The sequence below is a fragment of the Aquitalea sp. S1-19 genome, from assembly GCF_024343515.1.
On sequence record NZ_RJTZ01000020.1, the window covers coordinates 1 to 14,925 of the forward strand.

Below are 14,925 nucleotides of genomic sequence, written 5' to 3' on the forward strand. Positions count from 1 at the left end.
TGGGCGGTATACCGGTCGACATTCACTGCGCAGCCTCCTTGCCCGGCTTGTTTGCCGCCGGCGAATGTTCCAGCGTCGGCATTCACGGCGCCAACCGGCTGGGCTCCAACTCGCTGGCCGAACTGTCGGTGTTCGGCAAGGTGGCCGGTGAATCCGCCAGCCTTTATGCCCGCTCCGCCAAGCCACGCAATAGTGCGGCCTTGCTCAAACTAGCCGAAGCGGCCGCCTTGCCGGCGCAAAACCTGCTGCGCCGCGATGGCAGCGAGCGCATCGCCGACCTTCGCCGCGAAATGGCGCAAACCATGGAAGAGGGCTGCGGCATCTACCGCTTGCACGACAGCATGCAGGCCACCTGCGACAAGCTGGCCGAGCTTAAGGTGCGCTACCGCGACATCCACATCGAAGACCGATCTTCGGTGTGGAATAGCGACTGGCTGCTGGCGATCGAGCTGGGCTACCAGCTGGATGTGGCCGAAGCCATGGCGCATTCGGCACTGAACCGGCGCGAGTCGCGCGGTGCGCACCAGCGTCTGGACGGCTACGAGGCGCGCGACGACGTGAATTTCCTCAAGCACTCGCTGGCGCATTATCAGGGCGCAGCCGCACCGGCCATCTCGTATGGCGATGTGAAAATCACCCGTTCGCCGCCGCGTGTGCGCGCCTATGGTGCGGCAGGCGAGGCCGTGGAAAAACAACAGGCAGGGCAGGAGGCTAAAGAATGAGCGCAGCAATGGCTAAGGTTTCGGTATTGCGTTACCGCCCCGAGCAGGACGAGGTGCCGGTGTGGCAGGATTATCAGCTGCCGTATAGCGACGATATGTCGGTACTGACCGCGCTGAACTACATCAAGGATGAGCTGGACGGCACGCTGAGCCTGCGCTGGTCATGCCGGCAGGCGATCTGTGGTAGTTGCGGCATTATGGTCAACGATAAGCCGTCTCTCGCCTGCAAGACCTTCCTGCGCGACTACCCCGAAGGAATCAGGGTCGAGGCGCTGGCCCACTTCCCGATCGAGCGCGACCTGGTGGTGGTGATGGACGGCTTTATGGACAAGCTGCAGAAGGTGAAGCCTTACCTGATCCCCAAAGAGGCCCGCTCGCTGGATGAGGGTGAGTATCTGCAGACGCCGGCAGAAATGGATCTCTATGCCCAGTTTGCCGGCTGTATCAACTGCGGCCTGTGCTATGCCGCCTGCCCGCAGGTCGGCCTCAATCCCGACTTTATCGGCCCGGGCGCCATTGCCTTGTTGCACCGCTACAACCTTGACAGTCGCGATGGCGGCAGTGCCGAGCGCATGGCGCTGATCAATAGCGAAGTCGGCGTGTTCAACTGCACTGCGGTGGGTTATTGCTCCGAGGTGTGCCCGAAGATGGTGGACCCGGCAAATGCGGTCAACGTGGGCAAGATGAACAGCGCGCGCGACTACTTCTTCCGCTTTATGCGTCCTGCTGGCGAAAAAGGAGAGTGCCGATGAGTGCGAGAAAACCCTATGTCCGGCCTATGGCTGGCTGGTGGAAGCGCGATCCGTTTTTTGTCGAGTATATGGTGCATGAAGGCACGGCCTTTTTTGTCTGGCTGTATGCGCTGGAGCTGCTGGTGGGCGTGCTGTGTCTGGCACAGGGCGAGGCCGTGTGGGATGCCTACCGCGCGCTAGTTGCCAGTGTGCCGCTGTTGATCATCAACGCCGCCATCTTCGTCATGATGCTGTATCACGGCTACACCTGGTTCAAGATCATGCCGCGCACCTTGCCGCCTATGAAGCTCGGCGGCAGGCGGGTGGCCGGTGCGACCATTACCGTGCTGGGGCTGGGTGCGGCACTGGCTGCCAGCATGGCCTTGTTCGGTCTTGTCTGGATGCTGGCTAACGGAGGTACGCAATGAAATCATCACTGAAGCGTAGTCACGAGCCGATATTCTGGCTGCTGTTTGGCGCCGGCGGCATGTTGTCGGCGCTGATCGGCGCCATGCTGGTGTTGATCACCGCCTTTGCCATCCCGCTGGGCTTGTTGCCGGCGGATGCTTTCTCCTACGCCAATATGCTGGCCTTTGCGCAGAACCTGTTCGGCAAGGCCTTTATCCTGGCGGTGGTGGCCTTGTTTTTCTGGCATGCGGTACACCGCATCTTCCATAGTCTGCACGATGTGGGCATCCATGCCGGCACCGGCGCCCGGGTGCTGTGTTACGGCACGGCATTGGTCGGCACGCTGCTCACTGTCTGGGCGCTGTGGACGATAGGCTTCTGAGTTTGGGTGAAGCGTTGACACAGCCCGGCTTGGCCGGGCTGTGTCATGGCCGGAGTTTAAACCAGCACCTGGCGCGTGTCGCGCATGTACTGATGAATCTGTGTTTCGATATCCGGGGCGGTCAGTACTTCGGGGCGGCGGCCGTGCGGGCAGGGCAGGCTGGCGGTGGTGCCGAACAGGCGGCAGATCAGCGGGCGTTCGCTGTAAACCTGGCAGCCCTTGTCACCCAAGTGCGGACAACTCAGTGCCGCCAGCGCTGCTTCGTGTTCGGCCGCGCTTTTGCGCGGCAGTCTGGCCATCTCCTCGCTCGAGGTGGTGACCGGGCCGCAGCAATCGTGGCAGCCGGGTACGCAGGCAAAGGCCGGGATATGGCTGCGGAAAAAACGGATTTTTTGGCTATTGCTGTTCATGATGGGGCAGGGGATCCGGTCGGCGAAAATAATAAAGGCGTCCGCAAGCGGACGCCTTTGCCTATGGTGGTGCGTGCTTAGTTTTCTGCCGCATTCATGGCATTGATGCTGAAGCCGGCATCCACATAGGTGATTTCACCGGTAATGCCCGACGACAGGTCGGACAAGAGGAAGGCGGCGGTATTGCCGACTTCTTCGGTGGTGACATTGCGGCGCAGGCAGGCCTGGTCGGCCGCAGCGCTGAGCAGCTTGGAGAAGCCGGAGATGCCGGCTGCAGCCAGTGTCTTGATCGGGCCGGCCGAGATGCCGTTGACGCGTATGCCTTCCTTGCCCAGGCTGGCAGCCATAAAGCGTACCGACGCTTCCAGGCTGGCTTTGGCCAGACCCATCACGTTGTAGTTGGGCATGGCGCGTACCGCACCCAGATAGGACAGGGTAAGCAGCGATGCCTTGCGTCCCTGCATCATCGGGCGTGCCGCCTTGGCCAGTGCCGGGAAGCTGTAGGCCGATACGTCGTGTGCGGTCTGGAACGCTTCGCGGCTCAGTGCGTCGAGGAAGTCGCCTTCCAGCGCTTCGCGCGGGGCGAAAGCAATGGCGTGCACCAGACCATCTAGACCTTCCCACTCCTTGCCCAGGTCGGCAAACAGCGCATTGATTTCGTCATCGTTCTGCACATCGCAGCGGAAGACCAGCTTGGAGCCGAAGTCGGCGGCCATATCACGGACACGCGTTTCCAGCTTGTCGACTACATAGGTAAACGCCAGTTCTGCCCCTTCACGGTGACAGGCTTGGGCGATGCCGTAGGCGATCGAACGGTTGGAAATCATGCCGGTGATCAGAATTTTCTTGCCTTGCAGGAAACCCATTTCGAGTCCTTGTACATGTAACAAGCGGGCATTATACCCGATGCGTGCCGTTCGCCTAATGCCCCGTGCCTGGCAATGGCGGGCTTGTGGTATTTGTTGCCTGAAAAGCACGCAGTGCCTGTTTCAGCGTCTGGTAAAGATGGTCGGCGCTGCCCCAGTCTTGCTGGGCATGGCTTTGCTGCCATTGCAATAGTTCGGCACGCCGCCCGGCCAGCGCCAGATGGATGCCGCGCAGCCTGAGCTCGTGTTTGAGTTCGTGCAGGGTATAAAGCCCGGTGGCGTCCAGACGGGTCAGCGGCAGCATGTCTATGATCATCCAGCGCAAGCCGGTTTGTGCCTGACAGGCTTGCAAGGCGCGGTGCTTGAAGTAGGGTGCATTGAAAAAAACCAGCGGTGCATTGAAGCGGTAAATCAGCACGCCGGGCTCCAGTATTGCATCGGGGTGACGCCGGCTATCGTGAAAACCGGGCACACCGGGAATGCGGCCAAGAATCTCGTCGTCAGGCCTGGCGGTGATGCGGATAAAACGCAAGAGCGACAGGCCGATGGCAATCGCGATGCCTTGCATCACACCGGCGCTGACCACTCCTAGCGTAGTCAGTAGTGCGACCCCCAGTTCGCTGCGGCTGATCTGGCGCAACTGGCGCAGTGTGGCCAGATCGATCAGGCCAAAGGCTGCATGCATTAAAATGGCGGCCAGCGCTGCGATCGGAACAAATTGCAAGGGGCGCGTCAGAAACACAATGGCCAGCGCGATCACTCCGGCGGTGACGACCGACACCATTTGGGTTCGCCCGCCAGTCGAGAGGTTGACGGCAGTGCGCGAGTCGGCGGCGCTGATGGCAAAACTGCCGGACAGCGCCGCCGCGATATTGGCTGCGCCCAGTGCATTGAGTTCCTGATCCGGGTCGATTTGTTCGCCGGTTTTGGCGGCAAAACTGCGGGCGGTCAGGATGGCGTTGGAAAAACTGATCAGGGCAACGCCGGCGGCAGCCGTCAACAGCCCGCCCAACTCGTAAGCCGATATATGGCTAAAGTCCAGGTGCAGGGTAGGCAAGCCGGCAGGTACGAAGCCCAGTGTGGCCACTCCCTTGGCTTGCAAACCCAGTGCAGCCACGGTGCTGCTACTGGCGATGATGGCGACAAGCGCAGCAGGCAGGCGCGGTAGCAATCGGGCGCAAAGCAACATCGTAGCGAAGGTCAACAGGCCGATGGCCAGTGTCGGCAGGTGGGTTTGCGGCAGCTTATCGGCCAGTTCGGCCAGACGCGGCAAAATACGGTGGCTGTCCAGGGTAAAACCCAGCAGTGGCCCGCTTTGACCGATGAAAATACTCAGCGCTACTCCGTTGAGAAAGCCGACCAGAATGGGGCGGGACAAAAAGTCGGCCAGCAAGCCCAGGCGCAGGCGTGCTGCCAGCAGGCAAAACACGCCGGCAAAAAAAGCCAGCAGCGCCGACAGCGCAAGGTAGGTGTCCGGCTGCTGGGCGGCCAGCGGAATCAGGGCACTGGAGACCATGGCGCAAGTGGCGGCATCCGGCCCTAGTATCAACAGGCGCGAGCTGCCGAATAGTGCATAGGTCAGTAGTGGCAGCATGCAGGCATACAGGCCGATTTCGGGCGAAAAGCCGGCCATTTGTGCGTACGCCACCGCCACCGGCAGGGCAATACTGGCCACGGTGAGGCCGGCATACAGATCGGCCGGTAAGTCCTGATGCCGGTAGTGGACGAAAGCCGGCAGTCCCGGCATCAGGCGGTACAGGCGTGTGCGCAAGGCGGGCAGGGGGAAAGTCATGCCTGTACTATACGCCCTGCTATTATTTTGTCATGCAGGCTTGCTGCCGGCCCAAAGCCAGAGCCTTGCCGGATTCGGGCTTGCCGCTGGGCTTGAGGCTTTGCTACCATCAGCCCTTAAACAGCGAATAACGCATACATACCCAGAGGAAACCATGAGCGATCTTATCCAGCACGTTAGCGATGACTCCTTCGAACAGGATGTACTGAAGGCACAGGGCCCGGTTCTGGTTGATTACTGGGCCGAGTGGTGTGGTCCTTGCAAGATGATCGCCCCGATTCTGGACGATGTGTCGCGCGATTACGAAGGTCGCCTGAAAGTGGTCAAGCTTAATATCGACCAGAACGAGCAGACCCCGCCCAAGTTTGGTATTCGTGGCATTCCTACCCTGATGCTGTTCAAGGATGGCGAAGTGGTGGCAACCAAGGTCGGTGCACTGGCCAAGGGTCAGTTGACGGCATTTATTGACAGCCACATCTAATCAAGACTATCCTTCCAGCAGTTTCATGTACGGGCGGCCCCTCCGCCGCCTGTTCTCCCGTTTTCTTCCTCATACTTCCGGCTTTTGAAGTCAATCGTTTCCCTTCACTTCATCAAAAGTCGACACACGGCTGCTATGCACTTATCTGACCTCAAACATCTCCACGTCACCCAATTGGTGGAAATGGCGATCGCCAATGAAATTGACGGCGCCAACCGCTTGCGTAAACAAGACCTGATCTTTGCCCTGCTGAAAAACCAGGCTAAAAGAGGTGAAAGCATTTACGGCGAAGGTACGCTGGAGGTGTTGCCCGACGGTTTCGGCTTCCTGCGTAGCCCGGATACTTCGTACCTGGCCGGTCCGGATGATATTTATGTCAGCCCCAGCCAGATCCGCCGCTTCAATCTGCACACCGGCGACAGCATCGAAGGCGAGATCCGCACGCCAAAAGACGGCGAACGCTACTTTGCCTTGGTGAAAGTGGATCGGGTCAATAGCGAGCCGCCGGAAAACTCCAAGCACAAGATCCTGTTTGAAAACCTGACGCCGCTGTTTCCGACGGAGCCTTTCAGGCTGGAACGTGATATCAAGGCGGAAGAAAATATTACCAGCCGCATCATTGACCTGATCGCCCCGATAGGCAAAGGCCAGCGCGCCTTGCTGGTGGCACCGCCCAAGTCGGGTAAAACGGTGATGCTGCAACATATTGCACATGCCATTTCGGCCAACCATCCGGAAGCAATCCTGATCGTACTGATGATCGACGAGCGTCCGGAAGAAGTGACCGAGATGCAGCGTTCGGTGCGCGGCGAAGTGGTGAGTTCGACGTTTGACGAACCGGCTACGCGCCATGTGCAGGTCGCCGAGATGGTGATCGAAAAGGCCAAGCGTCTGGTCGAGCATAAAAAAGACGTGGTGATTCTGCTGGACTCCATCACCCGTCTGGCGCGTGCCTACAACACGGTGGTGCCGGCTTCGGGCAAGGTGCTGACCGGTGGTGTGGACGCCAATGCGCTGCAGCGTCCCAAGCGCTTCTTCGGCGCCGCGCGTAATGTCGAAGAAGGTGGCTCGCTCACCATTATCGGTACCGCGCTGGTCGACACGGGCAGCCGCATGGATGACGTGATCTACGAAGAATTCAAGGGTACCGGCAACTGCGAACTGCATCTTGACCGTAAAATGGCCGAGAAGCGTATTTTCCCTGCCATCAATATCAACCGCTCGGGCACACGCCGCGAAGAGCTGCTGGTGCCGCAAGACCAGTTGCAGCGTATCTGGGTGCTGCGCAAACTCTTGTATCCGATGGACGATATCGAGGCGATGGAGTTCTTGCAGAACAAGATACGCGCGACCAAGACCAATGCAGCCTTCTTCGATTCGATGCGCCGCTAAGATCTGATCGCCAAAACAAGCCAGCCTTTGTGCTGGCTTTTTTTATGGCAAGCAGACATGATATGCGGATGAATCCTGTCCATCATGGTCTTCGTCCCGACTTCCCCGCCACGGCCGAGGAGGCCCATGGCTGGCTGTCCCTATGCATGGCGCGCGCGGCGCGGCCCGTCCGCCCCGAATTTGCCCAGGGCTTTCCTGCGCATGTGGCATTGCGGGCGGCGGCGGTGCTGATCGCCATACTATGGCATGCACAAGGGCCGAGCATTTTATTGACTCGCCGCACCGAGGCTTTGAAAAGCCACGCCGGGCAAATCAGTTTTCCCGGCGGCAAAGTGGATGCGGACGACGCGAGTGTGATGGATGCGGCGTTACGCGAGGCTTGGGAGGAAGTCGGGCTGGCGCAAGACAGCGTCAGCGTGGTCGGCGAGATGGAGGTTTACCCGACCTTAAGCGGTTTTGCCATCCATCCGGTCGTCGGCATTATCACGCCGCCTGTGAGTCTGGTACCTGAACCGGGGGAGGTGGCCGAGATTTTCGAGCTGCCGCTCGCGCGCGCGCTCGATCTGTCGGCCTATCAGCGCCATGCTTTTAACCGCGGTGGCGTGGTGGGCGAGTATTACTCGCTCACCCATGAAGAACATTTCATCTGGGGTGCGACCGCCGGCATGCTGCATCAGTTGGCGGTGCGTCTGGCTTAGGGTCTGTCTACTTAAAAACGGCGGTGCAAGGCACAATGCCCTATACACACGCCGCTTTCTTAGCCGTTTTTGCCTTTAAGCCTGGGTAAAGCGCATCGACAAATCGATGGCGCGGATATCCTTGGTCAGCTTGCCGATCGAGATGCGGTCAACGCCGGTTTCGGCAATGGCGCGTACCGTGTCGAAGTCCACCCCGCCCGAAGCTTCAAGTTCGGCGCGCCCCTGATTCAGCGCCACGGCCGCGCACATTTCTTCCAGCGACATATTGTCCAGCAGTACCAGAGAGGCACCGGCGTTGAGTGCCTGTTGCAACTCGTCCAGATTCTCTACTTCCACTTGTATGCTGACCCCGGCCGGCGCCAGTGCAAATGCGCTTTGCAAGGCGGCCGCAATTGAACCGGCTGCCGCGATATGGTTTTCCTTGATCAGGATGCCATCGTAAAGGCCGATGCGCTGGTTGCAGCCGCCACCGGCCAGTACTGCGTATTTCTGTGCCAGCCTGAGGCCGGGCAGGGTCTTGCGGGTGTCGAGAATGCGCGCGCGCGTGCCGGCAATCAGTGTGCTGTAGCGACGGGTTTCGCTGGCGACAGCCGACAGCATCTGCAGGAAATTCAGTGCCGAGCGTTCGGCTGTCAGCAAGGCGCGCGCCGGGCCGGTGATCTCGCATAGCGTTTGCCCCGGCGCGACGCTTTCCCCTTCTTTGACCAGCCACAGTATCTGGCAGCGGGCATCGACCTGACGGAAGCATTCGTCAAACCAGGCTTGCCCTGCGATGACGGCTTCTTCGCGCACGATAATGCGCGCCTGGCCTGGCGTTTCGGCCGCAACCAGTTGTGCGGTCCAGTCGCAGGCGCCGATATCCTCGGCCAGCGCGCGGGCAACGTCCTGTGCAATCAGATGAGGGGCGGGCAGGCGGGGCATGGCGTTCTCCGTGGCGGGCGACAAAAGCGCGATTCTAGCAGAATGCTGTGCTGTGATGCTTAAGGGAAACTCGCCTGTGTTCTGCTATGATTTGGGCATATTGCTTTGTCTGTGCCTGTTATGAATTTCACTGCCGACCTGTTTCCTCGTGACTGGCTAGGCTTGTCGGCGCTGCTGTCGCTGCTGGTCTTGTTGTTTTGCCTGTGGCGCACACCGTGGCGCAAGCTGGATAGCCGCCTGCTTAATGCCGGTATGGGGGCGACGGTGGCGGTGCTGGCTTTGTGGCTATTGCATGGCGGTCTCAATGACGGTCTGTCTTTTCACTTGCTAGGAGCGGCTATCCTGACGCTGATGCTGGGGCCATGGCTGGCCTTGCCGGCTTTGGCGTTGGTGCTGCTGGCGGTGTCTGCCTTGGGTATGGGGCAGTGGCAGGCTTTCGGGATGAATTTTCTTACCATGGCCTTGTTGCCGGTTGGTCTGGTGCACGGGGTATGGCGATTGAGCCGGCGCTATTTACCGGCGAATTATTTTGTCTATCTGTTCGTGTGTGCCTTTGCTGCAGGCGGCGCCAGCCTGTTGCTGTCGACGCTGGCATCGTGTGTGGCGCTGATGCTGGCAGGGGCTTATGCGACGGACTTTTTGCTAAATGAAGTCTTGCCGTTTTATTTTTTGCTGTCGTGGTCGGAGGCGTTTACCACGGGCCTGGCGATGGCGGTCTTGACGGTGTACCGGCCGGCATGGGTGGTGTCGTTTGATGACGCGACCTATCTGGGGAAACGTGAGAATTAAGTGCGGTTTAAACCGTGAGGGACGTGATGATGGGTTTTGCCTTGTGGAGTTTGCTGATTGCCTCGCTACTGCCTTTGTTGTGGGCGGTCTTGGCCAAGGCGGGGGCGCCGTACGATAACCATCAGCCGCGTACTGTGCTGGCGAAAGCGACCGGGCATCGTCTGCGCGCCAACTGGGCACAGCAAAATGCATGGGAAGCGCTGACCCCTTGGGTCGCTGCGGTGCTGGTGGCGCAGTGGGTGGGGGTCTCGCAAGCGATGATGGACGTGGCCGCGCTGATTTTTATCGCGGCCCGTCTGGCGCATGGCGTGTTTTACATGACCGACCGGCCAACGCTGCGTTCGCTGGCCTGGTTGCTGGGTTTTGCCGCCATGGTCAGCCTGTATGTTGCAGCGGCACGCGTGGCCGGCTAGTTCAGATTACGATAGGCTCGGGCTCGATATCGACGCCATAGCGCTGGGCGACGGTCAGCCTGACCTTGTCGGCTAGGGCCCAGATGTCGCTGCCGCTCGCCTCGCCATAGTTGACCAGTACCAGCGCCTGCTTGACGTGTACGCCGGCATCGCCTTCGCGGTAGCCCTTAAGACCAGCCTGATCGATCAGCCAGCCGGCCGCCAGCTTGACCCTGCCTTCACCTGCCGGATAGTGCGGCAGTGCCGGGTGGCGTGCCAGCAGTGCTTCGGCTTGGGTCGCATCGACAATCGGGTTCTTGAAAAAGCTGCCTGCATTGCCCAGTTGCGCGGGGTCGGGCAGCTTTTGCGAGCGGATGGCAATCACCGCCTGGCTGACATCGCGCGCCGTGGGCGCGCTGATGCAGCGGCTGTCCAGTTCGCGGGCAATATCGCCATAGGCGGTTTTCAGGCTGGCGGCTTTGGTCAGCCTGAAGCGCACGGCGGTGACCAGCAAGTGCGCACCGGCTTCGTGCTTGAAGATGCTGTCGCGGTAGGCAAAGCGGCAGTCGCTGTTTGGCAAAACGACTTCGGTGCCGCCGTTTGCCAGATCGGCGCAGACCACCTCGCTGATGATGTCTTTTACTTCCACTCCATAGGCGCCGATGTTCTGCACCGGGCTTGCTCCGACCGTGCCCGGAATCAGGCTGAGGTTTTCCAGTCCGGACAGCCCCATCTCCAGCGTATGCAGTACAAAATCGTGCCAGAGCTCACCTGCGGCGGCTTCCAGCTCGATATGCGCATCGGTGTCGGCGATGACGCGTATGCCGCGGGTAGCCATGCGCACCACCATGCCCGGATAGTCGCGGGTAAACAGCATATTGCTGCCGCCGCCCAGCCACAGCACCGGTCCCTGCCGGTAGGCGTCGCTGGCGAGCAGGGCGGGCAAGTCCGCCAGTGTCTCCAGTTCGGTGTAATGGCGCGCGAGGGCATTCAGACCGAAGCTGTTATAGGGCTTGAGTGAGGTTTCACTGTGCAGGGTCAGACTCATGGCGCAATCTTTGCTAAATGTTGGCGATGCAGGCGCTGGCGGCTTTCGCGAGCCAGATACCAGACCAGGAAAAAGGCCGCGATCGACAGGCTGACCACCAGCGCGGCCCAGAAGCCGTTGACGCCCATGGCCGGCACCAGATAATCGGTCAAGCCCAGCACAATGCCCAAGCCCAGTCCCAGTACCCAGAACGACACGATATGGATGAACATCGGAATGGTGGTGAGCTTGTAGCCGCGCAATGCGCCCGAGGCGATGGTTTGTGCGGCATCGGTCAATTGATAGACCGCGGCAAACAGCAGCAGGGTCAGGCCGATGGCGATGACTTGCGGGTCATTGGTATACATGCGGATGATGGGCTCGCGCAGCAGCAAGACCAGCGCCATGGTGATAAAGGCGGCGATCAGGCCGGTCACCAGCCCTACGCCGGATACAAAGCGGGCCTGCAGATAGTCGCCTGCGCCCACGGCTTGCCCGACGCGCACCGACAGGGCCACCGACAGGCTTTGCGGCAGCATGTAGATGATGCTGCTGAAGTTGAGTACCGCCTGATGGCTGGCCACGACCAGCGTGCCCAGTTTGGCGACCAGAAGTGCAATAAAGGAAAACAGGCTGACTTCGACAAAGAAGGACAGGCCGATTGGAATGCCCAGCTTGAGAAAGCCGGCATGGCGCCTGAAATCGGGCCAGCTCATGCGCTCGGTCAGGCCGTAGGGCTTGAAGTGCTTGGCGCGCGCGATATAGATGTAGAGTGCGATGGCATTGAACCAGAACACGATGGCGGTGGCCCAGCCGCAACCGGCACCACCCATTTTGGGCATGCCGTACAGGCCGTGAATCAGGATGTAGTTAAGCGGGATGTTGAGTGCCAGCGCGATCAGGCTGACCAGCATAATGGGCCGTGGCCGGTTAAGACTGGAGGCGTAGGCGTGCAGGCTGCGGTGCATCAGCGCCGCCGGCATGCCAAGCGCGGCGCCGGTGATGTAGAGCATGGTCATGTCTTCGACGTGTTCGGGCAGCGTCAGCCACAGCCTGAGCAGGGGCTCGACCGCGATCATGGCAACCATGCCCAGGATGCCGGCAAACAGGCCGAACCACAGGCCCTGACGGCCGGTTTCGCCGATGTCGCCATGCTCGCCCGAGCCGAACTGGTGCGACAGGATAGGATTCAGCGCCGCCACCACCCCCATCAGGGTCACGTAGGCGGTCACGAAGATACTGGAGCCCAGGGATACGGCCGCCAGGTCATCGGTACTGACGTTGCCGGCCATGACCGTGTCGACAAAGCCGGTGGCGACTTGGGCGACTTGGGCGATCATCATGGGTAAGGCGAGATGGATCAGGGAGCGTGCTTCGCGGCTGATGGCGCCGCGTGGCGCACGATTGAGTTCGAACAGCATGGTCATCCAGAGCAAACAGGCGTAAGCACGCTATTGTAGCGGCAAACGCCTGCTTCTGTCCGGCCTGTGCTAGCGATGGCGTGCGGGTGGATCCTGGCGCAGCTCGCAGCTGATGACCAGCTGGGCGGCAAAACGGCTATTGATGGCCAGTGCGTCATCCAGTGAAACATCGCTTATCAGCAAGCTTGTGCCTTTGTGGCGCGGGATATAGCCCAGCATAGCGGCGTGGGCCGCGAGGCTGGCCAGTGCGCCATGGGTGTCGGGATGCAGCGAGTGCGCATGCAGCACGCCGTTGAGGCATGAAACAGGGCGCAAGACGGCAGGTGCCGGGGCATCGAAATCGGTGTAGTTGTCAGTCTGGCAGTCGTACATGGTTCTGTCCTTGTCGTGCGCGGGTCGCCTTATGCGGGCCCGGTCGCAGCCAGGCGTCGCTTTAGCAGGATTTATATGGGCGCCCTGCAAGTTGTCGGTTAAATCGGCGCTGGGGTCGGAACCCCGATACTCGAATAGCAGATATTGCACTGTACTCAAGAGGGCTCAGCGTAGGGTGTGCGCCCTGCCTTTGTCAAGCGAGGTGTGCATCGGCCGGTTTCGCGATATAATCCGTTCCATGTCTGTCGCGGCGTCCCGTGACCAAAACCAGAATCCGCTACCCCATTCCCATGATCCGCAAGTTAATCCGACGCGTGCTCGAACTGCCCGCAGAGTTGGGCAGCCGCCGTGGCAAACCCAAAGTCATTCCGTTTGCCATGCACGGAATCCGGCGTGACGAACTCAGTCGCGGCGCCCAACGTGTAACCTCCACCTTGCAGGAAGCCGGTTTTTCCGCTTATGTGGTCGGGGGGGCTGTACGCGACCTGATGCTGGGTGTGTCACCCAAAGATTTCGATGTCGCCACCAATGCCACGCCGGAGGAGGTGCATCACCTGTTCCGCCGCTCGCGCATCATCGGCAAGCGTTTTCGCATTGTCCATGTGATGATGGGGCCGGAAACCATCGAGGTCACCACCTTCCGTGGTGGCAATATCGGCCGCAAGAACGACTCGGGCCGTATCATGGCCGACAACTCTTACGGCTCGCAGGAAGAGGATGCGCACCGTCGCGACTTCACCGTTAATGCGCTGTTTTACAACCCGTCCGACGAATCCATCGTCGACTTTCATCAGGGCATGCGCGATATTAAGGCCAAAAAGCTGGTGATGATCGGCCAGCCGGTACAGCGCTACAAAGAAGATCCGGTACGCATGCTGCGCGCCGTGCGTCTGGCGGCCAAGCTGGGCTTTGCTATTGATGAAAAAACGCGCAAGCCGATCGCCTCTCATGCCGTTCTGCTCAAGGACGAACCGGCTGCGCGCCTGTTTGACGAATTGCTCAAGCTTTTGCTGTCCGGCCATGCCTGGGACTGCCTGACCAAGTTGCGCGATGAAGGCTTGTCCGGCGGCGCTTTCCCGCTGCTGGATGTGGTCATGGGCGAGGCTGCCGATGACGGTTTTATCCGTCTGGCGCTGGATAGCACCGATGCGCGCGTACGCGACGAGCGGCCGATTTCGGTCGGATTCTTGCTGGCGACCTTGCTGTGGCGTCAGGTGGATCAGCGCTGGCAGGCCTTGCAGGCAGATGGGGAAAAACCGATTCCGGCCCTGATGCAGGCCATGGCTGATGTGGAAGCGACGCAGGACAACGATTTTGCCAGTCCACGCCGCTTTAGCGTCACCATGCGCGAAATCTGGATGCAGCAGCCGCGCTTCGACGCGCGTAGCGGCCAGCGCCCGTTCCGCTTTATGGAACAGCCGCGTTTCCGTGCCGGTTTCGACTTCCTGGCACTGCGCGCCGCGGCCGGCGAAGTGCCGCAGTCGCTGGTGACCTGGTGGGCCGATTTCCAGAAGGGCGACAATGAAGCGCGTCAGGCGCTGATTGCCGCGGTCAAGGATGAAGAGGGTGCACCTGCGCGCAAGCGCCGCCGCCGTCCGCGCAAAAAGCCTGCTGCCGGAGATGTCGCTTGACTCGCGCCTTTGTCGCTTTGGGCAGCAATCTGGATAACCCGGCTGCCCAGCTGAAGCTGGCTCTGGCGGCGCTGGCCGCCTTGCCGGGCACCTCTTTGCTGGCAAGCTCCGCCTTGTATCGCACCACACCGGTTGGTTTTATTGCCCAGCCTGATTTTGTCAATGCCGTGGCCGAGCTGGACACCGCACTGGATGCGGATGCGTTGCTGGATGCCCTGATGCAAATCGAGCGTATGCATGGCCGTGTGCGTTCTTTTCGCAACGCGCCGCGTGTACTGGACCTGGATCTGCTGACGTATGGTGACGAGATCAGGCATAGTGAGGTGCTGACCCTGCCGCACCCGCGCATGCATGAGCGCGCCTTTGTGTTGCAGCCTTTGGCCCAGATTGCACCCGACTACCAGTTGGGTCATTACGGGTCGGCACGAGAGCTGGCCGAGCGCCTGGGTTCGGCTGGTATCGAGCGCCTGAACGACTAAACCCCCGTCCG

18 protein-coding genes are annotated in these 14,925 nt (G+C 60.4%); 11 read left to right on the plus strand and 7 right to left on the minus strand.

From position 1 onward, the window contains the following. The 4 genes from EGI20_RS04915 to frdD form a co-directional block, all read left to right on the plus strand. Positions 1 to 722: FAD-binding protein (locus EGI20_RS04915; RefSeq protein WP_498630121.1), on the plus strand; the 722-nt coding region annotated here is incomplete at its 5' end. Further along, complete coding sequence (locus EGI20_RS04920) at positions 719 to 1,474, plus strand: succinate dehydrogenase/fumarate reductase iron-sulfur subunit (protein ID WP_498630123.1); 756 nt, start codon at positions 719 to 721, stop codon at positions 1,472 to 1,474. The genes EGI20_RS04915 and EGI20_RS04920, both read left to right, overlap by 4 nt. Beyond that, positions 1,471 to 1,881, plus strand: coding sequence for a fumarate reductase subunit C (locus EGI20_RS04925; protein WP_498630125.1), 411 nt, complete (start codon positions 1,471 to 1,473; stop codon positions 1,879 to 1,881). Before EGI20_RS04920 ends, EGI20_RS04925 begins: the two co-directional genes overlap by 4 nt. Next, positions 1,878 to 2,243 carry a fumarate reductase subunit FrdD gene (gene frdD / locus EGI20_RS04930; RefSeq protein ID WP_498630127.1) on the plus strand — a complete coding sequence of 122 codons (366 nt, stop codon included), beginning with the start codon at positions 1,878 to 1,880 and terminating at the stop codon, positions 2,241 to 2,243. The genes EGI20_RS04925 and frdD overlap by 4 nt, the downstream gene beginning before the upstream one ends. A 56-nt stretch (positions 2,244 to 2,299) precedes the next feature. Here the strand turns inward: frdD and EGI20_RS04935 are convergent, their stop codons facing one another. From EGI20_RS04935 to EGI20_RS04945, 3 genes are all read right to left on the minus strand, one after another. Continuing rightward, on the minus strand, positions 2,300 to 2,653 hold the full coding sequence (locus tag EGI20_RS04935; protein ID WP_498630129.1) for a YkgJ family cysteine cluster protein: 354 nt from the start codon (positions 2,651 to 2,653) through the stop codon (positions 2,300 to 2,302). A gap of 77 nt (positions 2,654 to 2,730) precedes the next feature. Then, positions 2,731 to 3,519, minus strand: coding sequence for an enoyl-ACP reductase FabI (fabI, locus tag EGI20_RS04940; protein ID WP_124736012.1), 789 nt, complete (start codon positions 3,517 to 3,519; stop codon positions 2,731 to 2,733). A 55-nt stretch (positions 3,520 to 3,574) separates the two neighbouring features. Then, complete coding sequence (locus EGI20_RS04945; RefSeq protein ID WP_498630131.1) at positions 3,575 to 5,311, minus strand: SulP family inorganic anion transporter; 1,737 nt, start codon at positions 5,309 to 5,311, stop codon at positions 3,575 to 3,577. A gap of 154 nt (positions 5,312 to 5,465) precedes the next feature. Here EGI20_RS04945 and trxA point away from each other — a divergent pair, with 154 nt between their 5' ends. The 3 genes from trxA to EGI20_RS04960 all read left to right on the plus strand — a co-directional run bounded on the left by trxA (position 5,466) and on the right by EGI20_RS04960 (position 7,882). After that, positions 5,466 to 5,792 (plus strand): thioredoxin TrxA, encoded by a 327-nt coding sequence (trxA, locus tag EGI20_RS04950; protein WP_124736010.1) that lies wholly within the window; start codon positions 5,466 to 5,468, stop codon positions 5,790 to 5,792. Between the two features lie 135 nt (positions 5,793 to 5,927). Next, on the plus strand, positions 5,928 to 7,184 hold the full coding sequence (gene rho, locus EGI20_RS04955; RefSeq protein WP_124736009.1) for a transcription termination factor Rho: 1,257 nt from the start codon (positions 5,928 to 5,930) through the stop codon (positions 7,182 to 7,184). Positions 7,185 to 7,252: 68 nt separating this feature from the next. Beyond that, complete coding sequence (locus EGI20_RS04960) at positions 7,253 to 7,882, plus strand: CoA pyrophosphatase (RefSeq protein WP_498630134.1); 630 nt, start codon at positions 7,253 to 7,255, stop codon at positions 7,880 to 7,882. A 75-nt stretch (positions 7,883 to 7,957) separates the two neighbouring features. Here the strand turns inward: EGI20_RS04960 and nadC are convergent, their stop codons facing one another. Next, entirely contained in the window at positions 7,958 to 8,803 is an 846-nt protein-coding gene (nadC, locus tag EGI20_RS04965; RefSeq protein WP_498630136.1) for a carboxylating nicotinate-nucleotide diphosphorylase, read from the minus strand. A 120-nt stretch (positions 8,804 to 8,923) separates the two neighbouring features. On the opposite strand from nadC, the gene EGI20_RS04970 reads away from it, so the two are divergent. Together EGI20_RS04970 and EGI20_RS04975 are read left to right on the plus strand one after the other, a co-directional pair. Next, positions 8,924 to 9,592, plus strand: a complete 669-nt coding sequence (locus EGI20_RS04970) for an energy-coupling factor ABC transporter permease (RefSeq protein ID WP_498630138.1) — start codon at positions 8,924 to 8,926, stop codon at positions 9,590 to 9,592. Between the two features lie 14 nt (positions 9,593 to 9,606). After that, on the plus strand, positions 9,607 to 10,005 hold the full coding sequence (locus EGI20_RS04975; RefSeq protein WP_498630140.1) for an MAPEG family protein: 399 nt from the start codon (positions 9,607 to 9,609) through the stop codon (positions 10,003 to 10,005). Position 10,006: 1 nt separating this feature from the next. Here the strand turns inward: EGI20_RS04975 and murB are convergent, their stop codons facing one another. From murB to EGI20_RS04990, 3 genes are all read right to left on the minus strand, one after another. Beyond that, positions 10,007 to 11,032 carry a UDP-N-acetylmuramate dehydrogenase gene (gene murB, locus EGI20_RS04980; RefSeq protein ID WP_498630142.1) on the minus strand — a complete coding sequence of 342 codons (1,026 nt, stop codon included), beginning with the start codon at positions 11,030 to 11,032 and terminating at the stop codon, positions 10,007 to 10,009. Next, positions 11,029 to 12,432: an MATE family efflux transporter gene (locus EGI20_RS04985; RefSeq protein ID WP_498630144.1), complete on the minus strand. Its 1,404-nt coding sequence runs from the start codon at positions 12,430 to 12,432 to the stop codon at positions 11,029 to 11,031. Before EGI20_RS04985 ends, murB begins: the two co-directional genes overlap by 4 nt. Before the next feature lie 69 nt (positions 12,433 to 12,501). Continuing rightward, positions 12,502 to 12,804, minus strand: coding sequence for a hypothetical protein (locus EGI20_RS04990; protein ID WP_498630146.1), 303 nt, complete (start codon positions 12,802 to 12,804; stop codon positions 12,502 to 12,504). Positions 12,805 to 13,094: 290 nt separating this feature from the next. Here EGI20_RS04990 and pcnB point away from each other — a divergent pair, with 290 nt between their 5' ends. Next, positions 13,095 to 14,435 (plus strand): polynucleotide adenylyltransferase PcnB, encoded by a 1,341-nt coding sequence (gene pcnB / locus EGI20_RS04995; protein WP_498630195.1) that lies wholly within the window; start codon positions 13,095 to 13,097, stop codon positions 14,433 to 14,435. Next, on the plus strand, positions 14,432 to 14,914 hold the full coding sequence (gene folK / locus EGI20_RS05000) for a 2-amino-4-hydroxy-6-hydroxymethyldihydropteridine diphosphokinase (RefSeq protein WP_498630148.1): 483 nt from the start codon (positions 14,432 to 14,434) through the stop codon (positions 14,912 to 14,914). The genes pcnB and folK overlap by 4 nt, the downstream gene beginning before the upstream one ends. The last annotated feature ends 11 nt before the right edge of the window (positions 14,915 to 14,925 follow it).